Source organism: Streptomyces sp. S.PB5 (assembly GCF_030403745.1).
Classification (GTDB): Bacteria; Actinomycetota; Actinomycetes; order Streptomycetales; family Streptomycetaceae; genus Streptomyces.
Genome location: NZ_JAQMWP010000011.1, coordinates 42,935 through 64,167 on the forward strand (window position 1 = coordinate 42,935; position 21,233 = coordinate 64,167).

The window sequence follows — 21,233 nt, forward strand, 5'->3', positions numbered from 1 at the left end:
CAGAGCATGGTCCAAGCAGCAGCCAGCTTGCATTGAATAGGACGTGCTTCACGCTACGGCAGTCAAGGAGACGCTCTGGGGTACGGAGCTTCCACGGTCGTCGTGCAGGCCAGGCGGCTGGCCAAGGCGTGTCTTCGGCCACGGGCCGCGGATTCGAGTCCGGGCCCGCCCGGTGAGGCGCAGGTAGCGTAGGCCCGGCCACGTTCGTGCCGCTGTGCCCCGCACAGAACTCCCCGCTTCCCCAGGGAGCGGCTGAGCTTCGCGCACCTAGGGTCGGCTTCATGAGCACGTACCTGGAGCCCCGCCGCGTTCGGATTGCTGCCCGCCCCGAGGAGTCCGCGGTCATCGAGATCGACGGCCACGATGTCGCCTCGGCCATAGAGGCGTACCGGATCACCCAGACCGTCGACGAGGGCCCCGAGGTCACCCTGTACGTACAACAGGGCTGGAAGGGCGTGGAGTTCGACGGCCTGGCCGAGGTGGTCGTGGAGCCGGCGGATTTTCGGCATGTGGTGATCGGCTTCCTTGATGCGGTGGACTGGCAGAAGCTCGACGAGGCCGTTCTCGACCGGGACGATCTGGACGGGCGTCCCGGTGAGCTGACCCGCGGGACACTGGCGCAGCTGAGGGAATGGGCTGCGGGTGCTTGATCAGTCCGGGCTCGTCCGCTTCGCGGAGCGCCATCTGATGCCGGACAAGGTGCAGGTCAGCCGGGGCAGCGGCGAGGACATCCTTGACCCGGGAACGGGTGACCTTGTGCCGGCCCCGCCGGTGGTCGTGTACGAAGGCAAGGCCGGTCTGTACGCGCACCAGGAGCGGATCCGCAGCAAGGGTTCAGGGCAGGACGGCGCGTACGTCCAGGAGGTGCGTGCCGGGTACCGGATGCTGCTGCCTCTTGGCGCTCCGGAGGTGTGGGAGAACGACACCGTGTTGATCGTTGAGGCCCGTGACGAGCAGGCCCTTGGCCGTACGTACCGGGTGTCGGCGCTGGGTGAAGTGTCGTCGTTCCCCGTGCTGCGCACGGTGTGGCTGGAGGAGCACAACCGGAAGCCTGTGGCGCGGTGAGCGGCGGCACGTTTCAGAGTCCAGCCCAGTTGGCGGCAGCGTTGAACCGTGGCGGCAAGGAAGCGGTGTCCGCGGCTGAGATCGCCATGCGGCATGGGGCGAAGGCGCTGGTGGTGCAGGTGCAGCGCAATGCGTCCGGTCGGCCGGGCCCGCGGGTGATCACCGGCAAGTACCGGGCGTCGTGGCAGTCCGATGTGCACAGGGCAGGTCCTGTGATCATTGCTGAAGTCGGCACAAGTGCCCCGCAGGGCAGGCGGCTGGAGTTCGGGTTCGTCGGCGTCGACAGCCTCGGCCGCCACTACAACCAGCCGCCGTTCCCCCACCTGGGGCCGGCCGTCAACGCCTTCGGCCCGCTCCTTGTCCGGGAGATGCACGGCGCGGTGTCGAGGACGCTGTGAGCGACATGGCCAACAGTCTCGAGGACGCTCTGGCTGGCGTGCTCGCAGACCACGAGCGGGGACTACTCGCCCGCGCGGTCGTGGTCGCGGAGGTCCTCGACGAAGACGGCGAGCGGAGCCTGTCGATCTTGACCACACCCGGGGTGATGGAGTGGGATGCGCTCGGCCTGTGCCGGTACGGGGTGCTCAGCGTCGAGGGGCCCGCGGCCGCGTACTTCGCTGGGGGTGACCTGTGATCTCTAGGGCCGCGGTCACCGAGGCGGTGCGGGTGATGTTGACTGCGGCGACGGGAAAGCCGTGTGGTCGTGGCCGTCTGCCGCTCGTTGGCGGAAACCCGGCGCCGCTGCCGTACACAGTGCTGTACGCACAAGGGGGTCCTGTCGATGGTGCTCCGCTCGCGGACAGGTCGGAGGACGGGCGGCTCGTTTACCAGGTGACGGTCGTCGCGGCGCGTGCAGATCAGTGTGAGTGGCTCTCGGATCGTGTCCGTGAGGCGTTCTTGGGGCGTACCGCCGAAGGTGAGTGGCAGCACTCCGTGCAGATTCCGGACGTGGACGTGTGGGCGCGAGAGCTGCTGGTCGACGAGGGCACCGACCCGTCCGAGGCGAACGATGGGGTGGTCACGGCGGTCCAGCGATACGAGTTGTCCGTGACGGCCTACTGAGCATCGCCGCTGTCGTTGCAGTGCTCTATCACTGCAGGAGATGGCGTATCTCTATGCGAGACGAATAGTGTTGATCATGTTTTCGTGCCCAGGGGGGAGCATGTCAGTTCAGCGCGCGGTTGGCCCGGAGCCATCCCAAGGACCGGACGAGGAACGCGCCGCGTTCAAGCGCGCGGCCTGGAAGCAGGGTTGTTGCGGAGTCGTCCTTATCGCCATCGCCGTCTGGCTGGTGATCAAGGCCCTTCCCGAGTGGAGCACGCCCGACGGCGAGTACTCCCTGTGGGCGGCAGGGCCCCTCCTCGCGCTGCCTCTTGCGTCGCTCGGCTGGGGGTTCCTGCGTGACCTCGTGATCGTTGCCGAAGCACGGCGGGTTCATGCAACTCGGAAGGTCGCCCCAACGATCACACCGCTCGTGCTACGGACATGGCGCGACGCGGAATTCTTGGCCGTCCACCACATGCAGCAGATCGGCTATTCGGACGCCCGGGATACGGGTGGCGGAAGCGATGGCGGGATCGACGCGAAGGCCACGGGCGCCGTCGCGCAGGTCAAGATGAAGAGCAGGCCTGTGGGGCGTCCGGACGTGCAGCGCCTCGTGGGCGCAGCAGGTCGTGGCGAACCGCAAGACCTCCTCTTCTACAGTCTGCAGGGGTACACGAGCCAAGCCTTGGAGTACGCGAACAGCCAGGGGGTGATGCTCTTCCAGTTCGACGAGACGGGCGCGATCTGGGCTGTCAACTCGGCCGCCCGCAAAGGGAAACGGCCATCGAGTTGACCCCTGCACCGATCAAGTTGTCGTCCACTGCCTATCGGCGATGGCCATCCGCCGGTCTCTGGCTGTCCGCTTCCTTGCGCCTCGGAGCAGCGACGCCGAGGACAGTATGGTGATCCATATGCAGTCGCCACAGCTCGCTGGTTCCAGCTGAGCTGAATTCTGCGCCCTCACCGCGGAGGCCCCTCGCGGACGCCCACCCGATACCGGGATGGGCCGGTTCCCCGACACGTCGTCGAGGGACGGGGCCACCCCAACTCGCGTGATCTGGCTGCCGTCCCGGAATCGGACAGCAGACCTTGCAGGTAAAGAAGTTCTCCCGGCGCGGAGTGACCCGCGTCCTGTGGCTCAAGACCGTCGCCGACACCGGACATGTCCCTACCCGCGCCGAGCTCACGGCCGGCACCGATCTGACGGATGCGATCGCGGCGATCGACGGCTGGACGCTGTCGAACCAGGCCATCGAAACACCTGACCTCGGCTCGACGTTCGAGTCGAAGATCCCTGGCACCGACCAGGCCGACGACTCCTCCCTCGGCTTCTACGAGGACAAGGTGTCCGACGAGATCGAGCAACTGCTGAAGAAGGACGACACCGGCTGGGTCGTCTTCCTCCGCAAGGGCGACGTCGCCGGCTCCCGCTCGATGGACGTGTTCCCGGTCCGTATCGGTTCGCGGTCGCCGAACTATTCGACGGACAACGAGGCCGCCAAGTTCACCGTGAACTTCTCGATCACGGAGAAGCCGACCCAGGACGCTGCTGTCCCGGCCGCCACGGCGACGAAGGTCGAGAAGTGATGCCGGTGGCCACCGAACCCAAGACCGCGCCTGCCCCGCCGGCCACGGCTGTTGCACGAGATGCGCACTGGGCGGCCAAGCTGGCCCGGCTGCGTGCCCGACAGCTGCCCGAGTACAGGCTGGTGATCTGTGACGACCAGGACGCCAAGCAGCACCTGGACGAGACGCTGCGGGATCTTGCCCGTTGCCGTATGGCGGATGCGGACAACGGCCGCGAGTACAGCGATGCGACGGCGAAGGCCGAGGCTGAGGTCGAGACCGCACAGGAGATGTTCGACTGCGTCGCGGTGGAGTTGACGTTCAGGGCGCTGCCGCGGCCGATCCTGGACGGGCTGATCAAAAGGTTCCCTCCGACCGAGGCGCAGGCTGAGGACGGGGACGCGTGGAATCCGGAGACGTTCCCCGCGGCTCTGATCGCTGCCGCGCACATTGAGCGGGACGACGAGCACAACGCCGTGGAGGGGATGAGCGAGGAGGATGCGCAGGATCTCCTCGACTCGTGGCCGGTTGCCGAGTCGAACGCACTGTTCGCGGCGGCGTGGCGGGCCCAGCAGATCGTGCGCACCAGCACCGTGGAGCTGGGAAAAGGCTGATCACGGACGTACAGCTCCGTACTGAGCTGGAGCTGTGCGACCGCTGGGGCATTCCGCACTCGCAGTTCCTTGGTGCGGGTGATGGCCGCTGGACGGAGCTGGACCGTGCGAAGGCGCTGGCGTTCGTGGCGTATCAGCGGACGGTGTGCGATCAGTGCGGGACCCGGGCCGAGGAGTGGGACGAGCAGCAGGGTGGTGACCGGTTCGCGTACGTCACGACGAGCGTGCGCTGCACCGGCTGTGAGCTGATCGCGCACGAGCAGGACCAGGTGCCCGACGGCCCGGACGGGTACGGGGTGCGGATCGGCCTGGTGCCCCGCGACGTGCCGTAGCGGGTGGTTGAGGGTGATGGGGGGGCTAGGAGGCAGGGGCGCGGGGAGGTAGGGGCACCGGCAGGTGTCGTCGTACACGCTCAGCGTTCAGGCGCGAGCGGACTTCTCCCATCTCCTGTCGGAGATCCGGCAGGCCTCCCGCGCCATGCGCGGCCTTGGCCGCGACACCGCCACCCTCAACCGGCACCTCACTCAGATCGGGACCGGCGCCCGCGGATCGTCTACCGGTCTGCGCGCGCTGACCCGTGACTCCGATCGTGCCCGCGCCGGGCTGCGCCGCGTTGGCGCGGACGGGCACGCATCGATGCGGCAGCTCCGCCACGGGCTGCTCGGCGCCCGCCAGGAAGCCCACCACCTTCGCAGTCTTCTGGTCGGCGGTGGCATCGTCGCCGGGCTCGCGGAGATCGCGAAGGAAGGCAACGAGTACCAGCGGGCCATCAACAAGTGGGGCGCGGTCACAGGCGCGTCCGGCCTGGAGATGGTGCAGGCCGCGGCGAAGGCCCGCGAGCTCGGCGCCGACCTCAAGATCCCCGGCACGTCTGCGGCGAAGGCCGCGGACTCGATGCTGGAGCTGGCCAAGGCCGGCCAGACCTCCACGTCGTCCATCGCGAACGCGCGGGCTGCGATGCAGCTCGCCGCGGCCGACAACCTTTCGGCCGCGGACGCCGCCCGGTATCTGGGCGACGTCATGGACCAGTTCGGGCTCAGCTCGAACAACGCCGGTCGTGCCGCAGACGTGCTCGCGGCGTCGGCGAACGCCGCCTCGGGCGGGCTGCAGGACATCTACTACGCGATGTCCTACACCGGGCCGGTCGCCGCCCAGCTCGGCATCTCGATTGAGGACACGTCGGCGGCGGTGGCGATGCTGGCCCGCTCCGGCATCCTCGGCTCCAAAGCAGGAACGTCCCTGCGCGGGATGCTCACCAACCTGTCCCGTCCGACCGCCCGGATGAAGCGGGGTCTGGCGGAGCTGGGCATCGAGGCGTGGGACGCGCAGGGCAATTTCAAGGGCCTGCGCACGGTCATCGAGGGCTTCGAGCAGGCCCAGCACCGCATGTCCCAGAAGGACTTCCTGGGATCTCTCGCTGACGTGGTCGGCAAGCCTGCGCTCGCGGGTGCGTCGGCTCTGGCACATCAGGGTGTCGAGTCTTTCGACCAGATGCACACGGCGATCGCCCGTACCGGCGCGGCCGGGGAGATCGCCGCTTCGCAGACCAAGGGCCTTGCGGGTGCGGTCACCCAGCTCAAGACCCAAGCCTCGAACACGGGGCAGGTCTTGTACACGGCGGCTGCGCCCGGGCTGGAGAAGGTCACGCGGCTGATGACCTCCGGGATGGCTGCGGCCACGCCCGGCATGGCGGCAGCCATCGACTACGTGCACGACCTGTACACGTTGGCCCGCCCGTCCGTGTCCAAGGCCGTCTCGGCGGGCTTTGACGAGGTCGGTGATTCGCTCGGCGGCTTGGGCGGGCCACTGAAGGACCTCGCCTTCGATACCGCGGCCGCGGGGTTCAACGTCCTCATCAACGGCGGCCGCGCCCTCATCGACATCCTGCGCAACGTCGGCTCCGCCGTCTCGCCCGTCGTTGACGCCATCGGCGACGTCGCGGAAGAGGCTGATGCGGGCGGTACCGCACTCGACATCATCGTCACCGCACTGAACCTGGTCTCCGCCGCCGCGGGCACCGTATCGGGCGCGTTGGTCCCGATCGGGCATGTTGTGGCCGGTCTGGTGCGCGGGTTCGGGGCGCTGCCGGGGCCTGTGCAGACGGCGATCATCGCGATGCTCATGGCACGTCGTGTCGCTCCCATGATGTCGCGGCTCGGGCAGACGGTGTCCGGGCCGGTCGTGGGCGCGTACCGGTCCCTCGGTGACCAGATGCGTCTCCAGCAGCACCTTGCGGCTGCGGAAGGGCAGTCGATTGGTCGGATCGGTCAGGCCCTCGCGGTGGTGCAGACCCGCATTCCGGTGGTGGGGCAGATGGCGTCCGCGTTCCGCAACGCGAACGGGCCGATCACCGGAGTAGCGCGTGCGATCGGTACCGGAGTCGGTGGCGCGGCCCGCGGCCTGATGGGCGCCCTTGGCGGCCCGTGGGGTGTGGCCTTGGCGGCTGCTGGTGTCGGCCTGTCGATGCTCGCCTCCCACCAGCAGAAGGCCGCCCAGGCGGCGGCTGAGCACCAGTCGCGGATCAGCAGTCTCACCCAGGCGCTGCGCGAGTCGAACGGTGCCGTGACGGAGAGCGTCCGTACCGCAGCAGCCCAGCAGTTGATGGACACCAAGGTCCTCGACGGCAAAGAGCGCCTGATCGACGTCATGAAGAACGCCGGCGTGCCCATCAAGCAGCTCACCGACGCCTACCTCAGCCAGGACGACGGGCTCGGGAAGCTCCAGAAACGTATGGAGGACGTTGCCGCGATCAACCTGGAGCCGGTGCGTGGCGGCGGCGTCATGTACAACGACGTGGGCCAGAAGGCTCACGACGCCGCGGAGGCCCTCGGCTCCGTGAAGGGCGAGATGTCCCAGGCGGTGCAGGATGCCCGCGATCTCGCCGGCGTGAACGGTGCCGCAGGCCGCTCCGCAGCCGATGCGGTGGGGCCGTTCGGCAAGTTCTCCGACGCGATGCGCCGCCTGTCGGACACGACGGCAGACGCCGACTCCCGTGCCCGCGCCCTGCATGACGCTCTGAACATCCTGGCCGGCGGCTCGGTGAACCTGTCCGCGGCCGAAGCACGGTTGAACCGATCGGTGTCCGATGCGGCCGAAGCGTTGAAGGGCGGCGTCGATAACGCCCAGGGATACGGAAAGTCCCTGCTGAACATGGATGGCTCGCTGTCCACGGTCACCCGCAACGGGCAGAAGCTGTACGACCTGCTGCAGGGCCTGTCGACGAACTCCGCGGACGCCGCGCTCGCCGCCTACCAGTACGCGGAGGCGAGCGGGAAGTCCGTTCCCGAGGCGCTGCAGGCCGCGCAGAAGCAGATGGAGACGGCCCGGGATTCGGCGATCTCCACGGCCGAGGGCTTCGGCCTGTCCGCCGAGCAGGCGGCGAAGCTCGCCGACAATGCCGGTCTGGTCCCCTCGCAGGTGTCGATCCTGCTGCAGACGGCCGGCATGGATGAGGCGATGGCTGAACTCATCGCGGTTCAGCAGGCGTTGAAGGCTCAGCCGGACAAGAAGACCATCACGATCTCCACTCTGTCGAACGATGCTCGCGAGGATCTGGAGAAGCTCGGCTTCAAGATCAAGGACTTGAAGGACCGCCGTGTGGAGGTCACTGCCCCGACTGATCTGGCGCGCACGGATCTGGATGCGCTGATCTCGAAGATCGCTCAGACTCCGGGCGGTAAGCACGTCAACGTCACTGCTTCGACGCAGGCGACGATCGACAGCCTGGAGGCGGTCAAGCAGAAGATCGCCGGGGTACCTGGCGGCAAGACCGTGACGGTCAGCGCGCCCACTAGCGAGGCTCGGCAGCAGCTCGAAGCTCTGGGCATCAAGGTCGCCGACATTCCGGGCAGCAAGAACGTCACCGTCACGGTGCCTACCAGCGGGCCCGTCTCGGCGGCGGGGAGTATTCAGAGCGCGATCAACGGGATCACGGGCCGGACCATCGGCGTCGGCGTGTCCCTCAGAGCCACGAGCTGGGATCGGGACGGCAACGGTGTCCCGGACGCGATCCAGGCCCCACAGGCGCGCGGGTCGGTGATCGACTACTACGCGAACGGTGGCGTCCGCGAGAACCACATCGCGCAAATCGCACCGGCCGGATCATGGCGTGTGTGGGGTGAGCCCGAGACGCACGGCGAGGGCTATGTGCCTCTTCGCAGGTCGAAGCGGCCCCGGTCGAGGGCGATCACCGAGGAGATCGTGCGGCGGCTGGGCGGTGACCCGTCCGGCATCGAGTGGTACGCGGATGGCGGTCTGTCGAACTGGTCGTACCAGCCACTCGGCGGCTCCGGGTTCTCCGTGTCCGACGTCGTCTCCAAGTCGCAGCGCAAGGGCAAGGGCGGCAAGGAGCACTTCGACCTCGGCATGTTCGAACGAAACCTGCGTAAGTCCGTCCGCACCGCCTCGGCCTGGCGCAACGACTTGGCGACCGTGTCGCGGCGGGCTGGCACCGATGTCGCCAAGGCATTGGAGGAGATGGGCGAAGACGGTGTCGCGCTCACCCGCAAGATGGCCCGCGGCTCCAACAAGTACGTGAAGTCGATGGCCGCGCAGCTCACCAAGCTCGCCGGCACCGCGAAGGCCACACTGGCCGACTACACAGGCCAGTTGAAGAACGCGGTCAAGGACTCCACGACGTTCCAGAACAACCTCGCCAAGCTGGCCTCCAGCGGGTACGGGGCTTTGGCCACGCGGCTGGCGGAGCAGGGCGATGAGAACGCTGAGGTGCTCGCCGCCCAGGCCGTGCGCGACAAGAAGAAGGCGAAGCAGGCCAACAGCGCGGCCCAGGCAGCGGGCAAAACCCTCGACTCGGATCAGCTCGGCGACTTCGTGAAGCTCATCGGCGCCCTGGCCAAGGGGCGCGGCATCCACGCGGTGGCCGAGAAGGCGGGGCTCGACGAGGACCGGATCATCGAGATCGCCAACCGCGGCAAGGGCCAGATCAAGGCCACGGGCAGCAAGGCAGACCGGTTCCTCGCCGACCTCGTGAAGGCGAATGCCGGGAAGGCGTACGCGAACGGCGGCATCTGGGAGCCGGGGGTGTACTCCTCGAGGAACGGGCTGATCAAGTTCGCCGAGCCGGAGACTCGCGCCGAGTCGTACATCCCGCACGCGGTCGCGAAACGCGGTCGGGCAACCGCGGTGCTGTCCGAGACCGCGGACCGTTTCGGATACGGGCTCGCCCCCAAGCGTCTGGTGGATGCCGGGGCGGGTCGGTCGCAGGTCGTGGTGGTGCATCAGGCGCCAGCGATCGGCCAGCAGACGATCCACGTCACCCGCGCCGGGGCGACCGCGAACGATATCGCCTCCGCTGTGTCGTATCAGATGCGCCGGGCCCGCCGCGGAGGTGTTCTGCGATGAGCACGGAACTCAATGACTTTCAGCTGGAGTTCGCCGGAATCCGTCTCGGGCACGGCACCAGCATCCCCATCGCCCGGATCGAAGGGCTGGCCCGCCCCGGTGTGCGTGGGGAAGTCGTCGAGCGACCGGCCGCGGATGGCGTGTGGCTGAGCCCGGACTGGTACGAGGCCCGCACCCTGCGCATCGACTGCGGCGTGAAGATGCCCGGCGATCCGGCTGCGGCGGCCCGCATCGTGGCCCAGATCGAGGAAGCCGCGGACGATCCTCGGGTGCGCACGGTCGGCGGGGCCGTGACGTCGCTGCGGATCAAGTGGCCTGGCGCACCGGTCCGTGTCCTGTACGGGCGGCTCCGGAAGGCCGAGGCGTCGTGGGAGGAGGCGGTCTTCGGGTGGGTGCCGCTCGACGTCGAGTTCACTGCACCTGACGCGCGCTACTACGCGGACGTCGAGCAGAGCATGGAGCTGAGGTTGGGGTGGCTGTCCGGTGGCGGCTTCACCGCCCCGGTGCAGGCGCCCATCCATGTGAGTGACGGCAGCCTGTCCGGTCAGAACCGGCCGGGCTGGGTCACCAACGGCGGGAACGTCGACGCCTACCCGGTGCTCACCATCTACGGTCCGTGCGCGAACCCGGTGATCACGCATGTGGAGACCGGCCGGCAGATCAACCTCGGCATCACCATCCCCGCCGGCGAGCACGTCACGGTCGACACCCGCCCCGGCCAGCGGACCGTGACCCGGAAGAACGGCGGCACCTTCGCCACCACGTCCCCGCTGGGCGACTTCCGCCTGCCCCCAGGACGTTCGGAAATCCGCTGGACCGCTTCCGACCCGACCGCATCCGCCCGCCTGAAGGTGACGTGGCGTGACGCGTTCAAGACCCTGGTTGACCCGAAGGAGACCCCCGTCCGATGACGCTTGCCCAGGCCCCGCTGCTCGTGAACGGTGCCACCCACTCAGCCCAGACCTTCCGGCAGATGATCAAGGATCTGTCGCATGGTTCCGAAGGAGTCACCGAAGCCACGGACCTGAAGGTGACACCTCTGCCGGTGCCCGGCGGCGGTGTACAGGTCGCTGACGGGTCCGCTGTGATCCGAGGCAAGGCATCAACATGGCAGGGTTCGTATACGGCATACAACATCGGCGCCGCGACCGTCCCGATCGCTCCCACCGGTGCGACGCCGCGATCCGATCTGATCGTGCTGCGGGTGCAGGACCCCGAGTTCGAGGGCGGACTGGATCCGGCGACGGATGCGATCAACTTCTTCGACGTCATCCCCAACGTGTCCTCCACCATGTCGTCGGCGCCCAAAGGTGTTACGGGAGTGGCGTTGGCACGCGTCGACCTGCCGGCGAGCACCGGCACGGTGACGGCCGGGATGATCCGCGACGTGCGGCGGGTGGCGAACCCTCGCCGTGAGCGCACCCTGTACACGGCGTATCCGTCGAAGTTGACGAAGGCGTGGAAGGACGACGACAAGTGGCACGACTGGCCGCCTGAGGCGCGCTGGCAGATACCGGTGCCCGACTGGGCCACGAAGCTGATCCTCACGATCACGCTCGCCGGTCTGCGGATGGACTTCGATTCGCTGTACGGCAGGCTGCAGCCGGTGTTCGGCACGATCGAGGGCCAGGACACGATCGTTGACGACAACCAGGGCAAGGTGGTGCGCCGCTCGACTGCTGTGGTCGCCGACACCATCACGCTGCCGGCCTCGTACCGGGGCACGACGCAGACGCTGTACATGCAGGCGAAGATGTCGAAGGACTGGAAGGGCGACCTCGGCGTCGACGGCGGTACGTCGATCATCGCGGACATCGAGTTCACCGAAGGCCCGGTGTGACCTGCTGTGGCGTACCGATACCTGATCCAGCACGCCCTCACCGGGCAGTGGCTGTCACACGATCTCCCGTTGAAGAACGTCGAGTTCGGACCCGAACTGAACGGGCCCGGAGAGCTGCGCGGCACACTGTCGCCCCGGCTCGCATCATCGTTGCCCGAGCTCACCCAGAACCCGGGCAACACCCTGCTGTACGTGGAGCGAGACGGGCTACTGCGGTGGGGCGGGCTCATCTGGCAGGCCGAACCCGAGGGCAACAAGCTGCCCGTGGAGGCCGCGGGTTGGACCTCGTACCTGCACAAGCGCCACGACCTGGACGGTGAGCTCGGCGGCCGCGGCCCGTACGTGAACACCGACCCGTGCCGGGTGATGCGGGACATCGTGTCGTACGCGCAGTCCATCCCCGACGGCAACCTCGGCATCACCGTGGACGCCACCACGTCGAAGGCGACGGTGGGCACCCCCGCGGAACCGTGGCACTCGCACTGGTGGGAAACCCCGGTCCTCGGCGACCTCCTCGATGATCTGGTGAAGGCCCCGGACTCCCCCGACTACACCTGCACCACCTGGTGGGATACGAACCAGCAGCCTGTGCTCCGCATCCGGATCGGCTATCCCCGCCTCGGCGCACGCCGTACGGACATCGCGTTCTCCACCGACACCAACATCACCGAATCCACTCCCGTCACGTACAGCGCCGACGAGTACGCGCAGGTCGTCATCGCCACCGGAGCCGGCGAAGGCCGAGCCCAGCAGCGCGCCATCGACGCCGTACGCAACAAGAGGCTCCGCCTGGAGCACGTTCTCGAGCTTCCCGACGTACGGGCCCGTGACGTTCTCGCACAGCGGGCGCGCGCCGAGCGGGCGTGGCGACAGAACCTCGGCCACGTCGAAGAGATCACCGTCCGCAATCATCCGGCCGCACCGATCGGGTCGTGGCAGATCGGCGACGACGTCCACGTCCTCGTCCGCGATGAGTGGGGCACGTGGTCCGGCTGGTGCCGCATCACCGGCTACACCATCCGCCCCGACACCGACGCCGGTGAGACCGCCACCCTCCGACTCGAACCGTCCGGCGCCCACCAGTACGCCACCGCCGCCTGAACAAGGACCCATCTCTTGCCCACCGACATAGGCACTCGTCTCGCCCGCCTGGAGAAGCTGCTCCGCACCGCGATCCGCGCCCCGAAGCTGGCGAACGCCAGCTTGGAGAACGGCTCCGTCGACGTGTACGACGAGAGCGGCTCCCTGCGCGCGGTCATCGGCCAGCAGCCAGACGGGACCAGCGGCGTCATCGCGGTGAACGGCCCTCGTCCACCTGCCCCATCCGTACCGGAAGTGGAACCGGTGCTCGGAGGGCTCAGAGTCACCTGGGACGGCGCCTTTACTGATGCCGAGGCGGCGCCCTTGGATCTGTCGCGCGTGCAGGTGCATGTGCTGATGTCGGCGAGCATGCAGGCGGATCCGCGGTGGCCGACCGCGACGATCGAGGCCGCCTCTGGCGCGTCGGTCACCATCTCGGTGAACCACTACGGGCCGCTGTGGGTGCGGCTGGTCGCGGTGAACACCTCCGGCATCCCCAGCGTCGCCTCGGATGCCGTGCGCACGTCGGCCCGGCGCGCGGTGTCGGGGGATCTCGGTCAGCAGGTCATTCAGCAGGGTCACATCGCGGTCGGCGCCATCGCGACCCCGCACCTGGCCGTCGGCTCCGTCACCCCCGACCACATTGCGGTCGGCCAGGGCACGAACTTGGTGCCGGATCCCGGGTTCGAGGGCGCGGCCACGGCGAACACTGTCGCAGCAGGCGGCACGGCGTGGTCGTTCGCTCCCGGTAACCGGACCGGTGTCGGAATCCGACTCGACTGCACCGCCTCCACGGAGACGTACTGGACACTGCCGTTGGCGACGGTTCCGGTGCTGGCCGCCTCTCAACTGTTCCTCGGCATCGATGTGCTGGTGTCCGACGATCTTGCCGCGAAGGCCGTGAAGATCCTCGCCCGCTGGGAGAACAGCACCGGCGAGATCCTCGGCTACGGAGTCGCCGAAGCCACCAGCTACGTGCCCGGGGTGTGGCAGCGCATCACCGGTCAGGTGGCCGCGCCGCAGGGCACGACCCGCGCAGTGCTGTGCCTGGAGGCATCCGCCGCGACCGCGGGGTGGGTGGTGTTCGACAACGCCCAGGCCCACACAATCTTCGGGGATGTCACCGGCGGAGCCCGGGCTGAACTCGGGCCGCAGGGACTGAGGCTGTACGACGAGGACGGGGAAGAGGTCGTTTCGCTCGTCTCCGGGCAGGCCAACTACCTGACCCTGCGGGACGGCACCACCAGGGTCGCGGCGATCGGCTCGACCGGAGATGCCTCATTCCAGGACCTGAACGTCGCGGGGAAGATCACTATCGGCGGCGACGACCTCACCGACCTGTATGACGGGCCGCGCGGCATCGTCGCCATGGACTGGATGGCCACCGGCGTGAAGACCACCACCGGTACCGAAATGGGCTACGTCGAGTTGGCCTTCGACGCCGAAGAGGGCCGCATGTACCGCGTGGTCTACAACGGCACCGCGGAATGCTCCCAGACCGGCGGCTCCCTGGTGCTTCGGCTACGCAGCGGCTACGCCTCCGCACCGTTGATCAGTTCCACGCAACTGCAAGAGGCCCGCCATCCGCTCACGTCGACGCGCCGCGAAGCACGGCTGGAGTTGATCGGTCCGTGCGCACCGAATGATCTGATCCGGCCCGGGCGGAATCGGCTGCTGCTCACGTTCACCAGCGACAGCGGCGCTCCCGCAGGCCAGCAGGTCACCCTCACAGGCGCGAAGGGCCGCATGGGGCACTTGAGTGTGGAGGACATCGGCGAGCAGGCACCGGACACCGGCGTCTACAACACCGGCGGCGCCGTCGTCCCTGACCCTCCGGTGAAGGTGAAGCGGGAGTACAACGCGTCCTGGTCGGGGAGTTACGCGAACCGGTCCGGATACAACTCGTACTACGGCAACCGCATGGTGGCCGGCTACTTCTCGGCGAACAACGGCACCCAGGCCGCGCTCGTGGGGTTCGGCGGGAGCCTCGCCAAGGATCTCGCCGGCGCGAAGCTCGTCAAGGTCGAGGTGTATCTGTACGCCAACCACTGGTACTACGCCTCCGGTGGCACCGCCGTCCTCAAGGTCCACGGCCACGCTTCGCGTCCGAGCAAGTTCTCGGCGGACCAGACCGGCTCGAAGACCGTCACCAAGTGGGCGCGCGCCAGCGGTCAGTGGGTGGACATCACCTCGATCTTCGATTCGTCGAAGTTCCGGGGCATTGCGATCGACCCGAACACCACCAACAAGACCTCGTACGGCATGTTCGACGGCATCGGCCAAGGCCATCCGCCGCGACTGCGCGTCACCTACATCAAGTAACCCAAGGAGCACAGCTACTCGTGGCCGCACTGTACGGAGACCTCGTCATCAACGGCACCTTCACCGACGGCACCACCGGCTGGTGGTCCGGCGACCCGGCCATGGTCACCCTGGCCGCGCCCGGCGACGGCCTGGAGGCCACCGCCACCACCGATGCCGCCAATCTCTGGGATGCCCCCTTCGGGCAGGACAACATCACCCTGCGGTCCGGCTGTACGTACACGCTCAGTTTCACCGCCCGCGCCAGCCAGTCCGGAACCACCCTCCGGGCCCAGGTTGGGCTCGGCACAGACCCGTGGACTGCTGCCCTGGACAAGACGGTGACGCTGCCAGCGGTCGACACCCATGTCGTGTTCTCCTTCACCTCGAGAATCGACACCACGGCCGGGCAGGTGAGTTTCCAATTCGGCCAGGGCACAGCGGTCACCGTGCACCTCAGCGACGTGCGGCTCACCTCCTCCACGGCCCGTGAGGGCTTCTACGTTGATCCGGACTCCAACGCCGCGAAGTGGGTGGCCGCCAACCCGAACGATCCGCGGGCCGCGAAGATCACCCAGGCCCTGGTGCGACGTCCCGCCGCGAAGTGGTTCGGCGACTGGAACAAGGATGTCCATGGCGATGTCGACGCATATGTGACTGCGGCCGCCGCTGTGGGGCGGCTGCCCATCCTGACGGCGTACAACATGTTCAACCGGGACAACGGTGGCCACTCCAGCGGCGGCGCCAAGTCTCCGGAGGAGTACCGGGCTTGGGTTGACGGCTTCGTTGCCGGCATCGGCGACCGGCCTGCTCTCGTGATCGTGGAACCTGACTCGCTCAGCCAGATCGGCAGCCTCCCAACGGAGGCGATGCGCGCCGAGCGCACGCAGCTGGTCGCCTACGCGGCGGACGCCCTGGCCTCGCGCCCACTGGTGCGCTCCTATCTCGATGGCGGTAACGCCACTTGGATCCGGGCCGACGAGATGGCGGCCCGGCTCACCGCAGCAGGGGTAGCCCGTACGGCAGGCTTCGCAATCGGGGTGGCGAACTACGACTCCACGGACGTCTCGTGCACGTACGGGCACCAGGTTGCCCAGGAGCTGGCATCACGCGGCGCTCCGGGCGTCCGCTTCGTCATCGACACCTCACGCAACGGCAACGGCGCCATGGACGAGAACGGACAGCACGTCGACTACTGCAACCCGGCAGGCCGCCGCCTCGGCGTCCCCTCCTCGATCGGCGTCGGCGGCGCCGAATACCTGCTGTGGATCAAAATCCCCGGCGACTCCGACGGCATGTGCGGCGTGGCCCTCGACGTTCCTGCCGGCACGTTCTCCCCTTTCCTCGCCGAGTGCCTCATCGACAGCCAGTAGAACCCAGTAAGAGGGCGGCTCCGTGTCAATTCCTGCTATAGGCACGCCCGTGTCCACCGAGCTCTGCGATGCATTTGTGGGCGGGTTCATCCCATCCAGTCATTGCTCAGGAGATGGCGGCCAGCGCGGAAATCCGCGCGAATCCTAGTAACCCACTGCTCCAGTTCGGCAACGCATTCCTGCCGGTCACGGTCGGTGGTGTCGAGGATGTGGGTCTGCCACCGCGGGTCGTTGGCCGTCCACGACGTCCACCGATGCCAAGCCATATTGGGTGCGCCCTTGTCGATGATGACCTCGGGGCGGTGCTCGGGATCTTGTGCGTGCCCCCGATGCCAGGCGGCCCAGTTGATGTACGCATCGATGGCGGCTTCCGACCAGCGTCCCGGATCACGGTCGTCCAGGCGCCTACGTCGTTCAGCATCGGCCACGTCGACCAGGCACATCGCGATCCCGTCCAGCAAGGGCGCGGACGGCGAGGCCAGGATCTCGCCGAGTGGAGTCTGGGCAGTCAGCAAGAGGTCAATGCCGTCTGCCTGGTACTCGAGCGCGCGCTGAATCCACTCCTCGGTGATGTGGTTTCGCCAGTACCGGGGCGGGTTCTGGGGGACGCCGCTCTCGTCCATCTCGTGGACAGCGAGCCGGTCAAACCGTTCCCCGGCGGGGAAGGCGAGCGTGGACTTGCCCGAGCAGCTCGATCCCGTGAGTATCAGCAGCATCCAGACAAGCTGGCAGGAAGACGGCGCGCGCTGCCACCGGATTTCTTCGCTGGCGATCACGTCGGCGTAAGAACCGCAGGCCTTCTTGGGCCCCGTAGGATCGAAACAGGGCACGGGGTCGCAAGGAGTGATTGCGGTGTCCGTGCCGCCGAGCGCCGAGCCCACATTGTGGGAGCTGCACCGTGCTGTCTCGCAGCTGCGCGAGGATCTCCGCGGCGACCTCGCCCAGCTCGCCGGGCGCCTCGATCAGGTCGTCACGCAGGACGTATACCGGGCTGATCAGCGGACGGTTGATCAGCGCATCAGCCAAGTCGAGGCTGGGCTCTCCGGGCTGCGCGGTGAGCACGACCAGAGTCTGGAGCGGGCCGAGCAGCAGCGCCGGGAGGACCAGACGCAGGCTGCGGCGACGAGGCGTCTGGTGATCTCTTCTTTCGTGGCCCCGCTGCTCCTCATGGCGTTGCAGCTGTGGATCGTCTCGCGCGGGGCATCGCCGTAGGCCGAGGGCGGGCAGGTTCATCATCAAGTTCGGGCGCGGGGAGATTTCGAGCGCCGAGTTGGCAACACCTCTTACTCCTGACCGGCTGGTGGCGGCACTGCACGCTGAAGGCGTGCGGGTCGTCGAGCGTTCTGGCTGGCGGTCCCACAATCGAAACCACAAGGGTCCTTGGGGGCCTGTCCGTGGCGTGATGATCCACCACACGGTGACGTCCGGCACGAGCAACACCGTCAGCATCTGCGAGCGCGGCTACTCGGGGCTGCCGGGCCCGCTCTGTCATGGCGTGATCGCGAAGGACGGCACGGTTCATCTGGTCGGGAACGGCCGCGCCAACCATGCCGGCCGTGGTGACGGGGACGTGCTCCGTGCGGTCACCGCGGAGCGTTCTCTTCCTTCGCCGAACCAGGCCGACACCGACGGCAACACTTCGTTCTACGGCTTCGAGTGCGAGAACCTCGGCGACGGCCATGACCCCTGGCCCGCAGCCCAGTTGCAGGCAATCGAGCGAGTCTCGGCCGCACTGTGCCGCGCGCATGGCTGGGGCTCGGCGAGCGTAATCGGGCACAAGGAATGGCAGCCCGGGAAGGTCGACCCCAAGGGCTTCACCATGGGCTGGCTCCGCGGTCGGGTCGCCGCGCGCCTGAAGTCGAAGCCTTCCGACGGCAGTTCAGGTACGGGATCGAAGGATGGCGGAGCAGCAATGTACGCCGTCAAGAGCGGCGACACGCTCTCCAGCGTCGGGCGGCAGCTCGGTGTCAGCTGGGAGCACCTTGCCCAGGTCAACAAGATCACGGCCCCGTACGTCATCAAGGCTGGGCAGAAGCTCACGATCCCCGGGAAGCCCGCCGGCGGGACGTACACGCCGCCTCAGTTTCCGAACGGTCTTACTCCGGGCCGCTCGTCACCGTCTGCGAAGGGCCTTCAGCAGGCACTGAAGGACACCGGCTGGCTCGACCGCTCGGTGCCGCTCTCCGACAACTACGGGCCGCAGACCCAGAAGGCCGTGGCCAGCTTCAACCACAAGCACAACCTCTTCACCACCGGCCGCCCCAACGATCCTTCGATCGGCCGCCGCGGCTGGGACCTCCTGCACCGACTCGCCTACGGGAACTGATCACCTTGATCGACTTCATTCACGCCCACAGCACCCGCCTCTACGCCATCGCCGCCGCGGCACTGTCTCTGATCGCCTACTACGTTCAGGATCTGCCGACCGGACTGATCCTCGCCCTGGTCGCCGCAGTCCTTGGCACGGGTGAAGCCATCCAACGCGTCGAAGATCGCAAGACCCATCGAGCTCTGCTGCTCGATCCTCCGTATACCAACAAGGATTGAATCCTGAGCAGTTCGAGTCTTCGTGACAGTCCGGGGAGATAACAGTCCCGGAGCCCCTCCTCTCACGATTGCTGGATGTGCCGGAACGTGCCCTACGATCCCCCTCATGGCCCAGAAGGTAGTCACAACATATGTCGACGATTTGACTGGCGAGGAATCGTCGGACATCGCCACGCACAGCATCCTCATCGACGGGGCTGGGGTCGAGATCGACCTCACGGATGAGAACTACGAAAAGCTCCTGGAGATCTTGAACCCCTATCTCCAAGCTGGCGGTGCTCGAAGGATTCGCGGCGCAGCGAGGGCAAAGGGGAAGGCCAAGGCATCGCCTGGCGCCGGAGCCGACTCGTCGGCGATCCGGGCTTGGGCGAAGGAGAACAACATCGAGGTAAACGACCGCGGTCGCGTGTCGGCCGCCGTCCGCGAGGCTTACGACAAGGCTCGCTGATACTTGCCGAATAGTTGGTGACCCCCGCTGTTGCGGGGGTCACCGTGCATTCCACCGTCATTGCACAGCCGCACGCTCAGTTCGGCAAGCAACGTCCGGCGGCGGCGCTGGGGGCATGGCTTACATGCGCGTGATCATGCATGACCGGGCAGCCCTAACCCGGAGTGGATCACGGGAGTGATATCACCGGCGAAATGGTGCGGCCTCTCCCGGGCTGCCAAATTGAGGTCCCGCCATCGGCTGACCGCACTCGGCCGGTCACGGAGCCCGTGCGGCCTGACTCCAAGGGAGGCCGCGGCCACTCCGAGGAGGTCTCATGACGCTGCGCCTCACCCCCCGCAAGCTGCCCTACGCGTTCAAGGTCGCTGCCGACGCTCAGGCCGTGGGGCCAGCGCGTCGCCTCGTACGCGAAATAGTGGAGAGCCTGGACCTGGGGAAGCAGGCCCCGTCACTGGACGACCTTGAGCTGCTCACTGCCGAACTGATCACCAACGCTGTGGTGCACACGAGGGCGCCGTGCGTGGTGTGCATACGGTGGACGGGCCGACGGATTCGTGTCGAGGTAACGGACACCGACACACGAGACGTGGAGGCCACGGTCCCGCCGCCGGGCGACGAACACGGGCGCGGCCTGTTCCTCGTGGACGTCCTCGCGGCGGCTTGGGGCAGCCACCGGGAGCCGGCAGGCAAGACGACCTGGTTCGAGTTGGCTGCGGATTCGGAAGATCCTTTGCCATCCGGTGCCGCACTTCCGTCCGCTGGTTGCCACGACCGGCAGATGACCAGAGGTGCGGTGAAGGTCAGAACGCACGGCGGCCCATGAGCACGTGAGTGCTTGCCCAGCGTCGCTCCCTCGCGTGCGGGATTGGCCACTATAGCGGCTATTCTGCTATGCCCAGGCTGTGGATAGAAGATAGGAGGCCGTCATGGCGAAGCCGCTCATCGTGGGCCGCAAGGAGTTCGCGAAGATCTATAACGTTGCGCCGACGGCGGTCAGCGACCGGTGGATCCCGGACGGGATCGTCTCCTATGAGGATGCCGTGATCGTCTCGGGTAAGCCGTACTGGCCCGGCGGTCTGGCGGTGGACTTCGCGCTGCCGCCGGGCAGTCGCGGCCGGCAGTTGGACGAGTCGCTCCTTGCCCAGTTGGAGGAGGAGCAGCAGGCGACGGTCCGCCCGATGAAGAAGGGCGAGCTGCCGCCGCTGGTGGGGCTGCAGGAGTACGCGACACTGTTCGGCATCAGCCAGCATCAGGCAGCGAACGCCCGCAACCGTGGCAACGGAATGCTGCCGGCGGAGGACTACCTTCTGGGCGGCTCCCCTGTGTGGCTGTTGTCGACCGTCCTTGAGGGCGCGGAGCACACGATGGCGCAGAGCCGTGGTGGCGTATGGCAGCTGCAGGAGGATGTCGCTGCCGCTTTGCGGGAGGGCCGCTATGACGGGCCCGGGTCGGCGATCGCCGCGCGGGGCAAAGCCGCAGCGGGGTCGTAGCGTCATCGCGTCCGCCGGATTCGCTGTCTTGGAGCGGTTCGGCGGAGTTGCCCACCCCTCGATTCATAGTAGAATTAACCTTACCCACTAAGGGTGCATGCACGAGCCGTGGCGACCGCATGCAAAATAGGCTGCGATACATCGAACGAGGAGGGGCAAGTGACCGTGCAGCTAGAACTGCCCATCGCGGCCATACAGCAACCCGAGAATCCAGGCGGCAAGCTGACGATCCAGGAACGGTTCGAGGCATTCGACCAGCTCAACCCCTGGATCCTCAAGCACCTGGAGAGCCTCACCGCCGACTGCATCGAGCGCGGACTCACGCGCATCGGCATCGGGATGCTGTTCGAGGTCCTGCGCTGGCAGTACGGACTCGCCACCCGCGGCGAGCCCTGGAAGCTCAACAACGACTTCCGGAGCCGCTACGTGAGGCGCCTCATCGACCTGCACCCCGAGTGGTCCCCCCTGTTCGAGATCAGGAAGATCCACACGGCCTAGAAATAG

General features: G+C 67.4%; 23 protein-coding genes. 22 read left to right on the top strand and 1 reads right to left on the bottom strand.

Features of this window, described 5'->3' with window-relative positions; all coding sequences use genetic code 11:
- The first annotated feature begins 281 nt into the window (after positions 1–281).
- From PH203_RS27930 to PH203_RS28000, 15 genes are all read left to right on the top strand, one after another.
- A complete protein-coding gene (locus tag PH203_RS27930; RefSeq protein WP_289923284.1) occupies positions 282–650 on the top strand; it encodes a hypothetical protein in 369 nt (122 codons plus the stop codon).
- Positions 643–1,065 (top strand): DUF6093 family protein, encoded by a 423-nt coding sequence (locus PH203_RS27935; protein WP_289923285.1) that lies wholly within the window; start codon positions 643–645, stop codon positions 1,063–1,065. The genes PH203_RS27930 and PH203_RS27935 overlap by 8 nt, the downstream gene beginning before the upstream one ends.
- Positions 1,062–1,463 (top strand): HK97 gp10 family phage protein, encoded by a 402-nt coding sequence (locus PH203_RS27940; RefSeq protein WP_289923286.1) that lies wholly within the window; start codon positions 1,062–1,064, stop codon positions 1,461–1,463. The genes PH203_RS27935 and PH203_RS27940 overlap by 4 nt, the downstream gene beginning before the upstream one ends.
- Before the next feature lie 5 nt (positions 1,464–1,468).
- Positions 1,469–1,699, top strand: coding sequence for a hypothetical protein (locus PH203_RS27945; protein WP_289923287.1), 231 nt, complete (start codon positions 1,469–1,471; stop codon positions 1,697–1,699).
- A 299-nt stretch (positions 1,700–1,998) separates the two neighbouring features.
- Positions 1,999–2,127, top strand: a complete 129-nt coding sequence (locus PH203_RS27950; protein WP_289923288.1) for a hypothetical protein — start codon at positions 1,999–2,001, stop codon at positions 2,125–2,127.
- Positions 2,128–2,227: 100 nt separating this feature from the next.
- Entirely contained in the window at positions 2,228–2,902 is a 675-nt protein-coding gene (locus PH203_RS27955; protein WP_289923289.1) for a restriction endonuclease, read from the top strand.
- 296 nt (positions 2,903–3,198) lie between these two features.
- Positions 3,199–3,696 (top strand): hypothetical protein, encoded by a 498-nt coding sequence (locus PH203_RS27960; RefSeq protein WP_289923290.1) that lies wholly within the window; start codon positions 3,199–3,201, stop codon positions 3,694–3,696.
- 5 nt (positions 3,697–3,701) lie between these two features.
- Positions 3,702–4,289, top strand: coding sequence for a hypothetical protein (locus tag PH203_RS27965; RefSeq protein WP_289923291.1), 588 nt, complete (start codon positions 3,702–3,704; stop codon positions 4,287–4,289).
- Positions 4,290–4,414: 125 nt separating this feature from the next.
- On the top strand, positions 4,415–4,621 hold the full coding sequence (locus PH203_RS27970) for a hypothetical protein (RefSeq protein ID WP_289923292.1): 207 nt from the start codon (positions 4,415–4,417) through the stop codon (positions 4,619–4,621).
- A gap of 64 nt (positions 4,622–4,685) precedes the next feature.
- The gene (locus PH203_RS27975) at positions 4,686–9,650 is read left to right on the top strand and encodes a phage tail tape measure protein (RefSeq protein ID WP_289923293.1); all 4,965 of its coding nucleotides are present in this window, start codon (positions 4,686–4,688) and stop codon (positions 9,648–9,650) included.
- Positions 9,647–10,561, top strand: a complete 915-nt coding sequence (locus PH203_RS27980) for a phage tail domain-containing protein (protein ID WP_289923294.1) — start codon at positions 9,647–9,649, stop codon at positions 10,559–10,561. Before PH203_RS27975 ends, PH203_RS27980 begins: the two co-directional genes overlap by 4 nt.
- Positions 10,558–11,490: a hypothetical protein gene (locus PH203_RS27985; RefSeq protein WP_289923295.1), complete on the top strand. Its 933-nt coding sequence runs from the start codon at positions 10,558–10,560 to the stop codon at positions 11,488–11,490. Before PH203_RS27980 ends, PH203_RS27985 begins: the two co-directional genes overlap by 4 nt.
- Before the next feature lie 6 nt (positions 11,491–11,496).
- Entirely contained in the window at positions 11,497–12,591 is a 1,095-nt protein-coding gene (locus tag PH203_RS27990) for a hypothetical protein (protein ID WP_289923296.1), read from the top strand.
- Positions 12,592–12,606: 15 nt separating this feature from the next.
- Positions 12,607–14,892 (top strand): hypothetical protein, encoded by a 2,286-nt coding sequence (locus PH203_RS27995; protein ID WP_289923297.1) that lies wholly within the window; start codon positions 12,607–12,609, stop codon positions 14,890–14,892.
- A gap of 20 nt (positions 14,893–14,912) precedes the next feature.
- Positions 14,913–16,244: a glycoside hydrolase family 6 protein gene (locus PH203_RS28000; RefSeq protein WP_289923298.1), complete on the top strand. Its 1,332-nt coding sequence runs from the start codon at positions 14,913–14,915 to the stop codon at positions 16,242–16,244.
- An 86-nt stretch (positions 16,245–16,330) separates the two neighbouring features.
- Here the strand turns inward: PH203_RS28000 and PH203_RS28005 are convergent, their stop codons facing one another.
- Positions 16,331–17,020: a hypothetical protein gene (locus PH203_RS28005; protein ID WP_289923299.1), complete on the bottom strand. Its 690-nt coding sequence runs from the start codon at positions 17,018–17,020 to the stop codon at positions 16,331–16,333.
- Positions 17,021–17,096: 76 nt separating this feature from the next.
- On the opposite strand from PH203_RS28005, the gene PH203_RS28010 reads away from it, so the two are divergent.
- The 7 genes from PH203_RS28010 (at position 17,097) to PH203_RS28040 (ending at position 21,227) form a co-directional block, all read left to right on the top strand.
- The gene (locus PH203_RS28010) at positions 17,097–17,456 is read left to right on the top strand and encodes a hypothetical protein (RefSeq protein WP_289923300.1); all 360 of its coding nucleotides are present in this window, start codon (positions 17,097–17,099) and stop codon (positions 17,454–17,456) included.
- A gap of 58 nt (positions 17,457–17,514) precedes the next feature.
- Positions 17,515–18,570 carry an N-acetylmuramoyl-L-alanine amidase gene (locus PH203_RS28015; RefSeq protein WP_289923301.1) on the top strand — a complete coding sequence of 352 codons (1,056 nt, stop codon included), beginning with the start codon at positions 17,515–17,517 and terminating at the stop codon, positions 18,568–18,570.
- A 5-nt stretch (positions 18,571–18,575) separates the two neighbouring features.
- Entirely contained in the window at positions 18,576–18,791 is a 216-nt protein-coding gene (locus PH203_RS28020) for a hypothetical protein (RefSeq protein WP_289923302.1), read from the top strand.
- A gap of 106 nt (positions 18,792–18,897) precedes the next feature.
- On the top strand, positions 18,898–19,239 hold the full coding sequence (locus PH203_RS28025) for an Lsr2 family protein (RefSeq protein WP_289923303.1): 342 nt from the start codon (positions 18,898–18,900) through the stop codon (positions 19,237–19,239).
- A 316-nt stretch (positions 19,240–19,555) separates the two neighbouring features.
- Entirely contained in the window at positions 19,556–20,062 is a 507-nt protein-coding gene (locus PH203_RS28030; RefSeq protein ID WP_289923304.1) for an ATP-binding protein, read from the top strand.
- 103 nt (positions 20,063–20,165) lie between these two features.
- Positions 20,166–20,729 carry a hypothetical protein gene (locus PH203_RS28035; protein ID WP_289923305.1) on the top strand — a complete coding sequence of 188 codons (564 nt, stop codon included), beginning with the start codon at positions 20,166–20,168 and terminating at the stop codon, positions 20,727–20,729.
- Positions 20,730–20,888: 159 nt separating this feature from the next.
- Positions 20,889–21,227: a hypothetical protein gene (locus PH203_RS28040; RefSeq protein WP_289923306.1), complete on the top strand. Its 339-nt coding sequence runs from the start codon at positions 20,889–20,891 to the stop codon at positions 21,225–21,227.
- Positions 21,228–21,233: the final 6 nt, after the last annotated feature.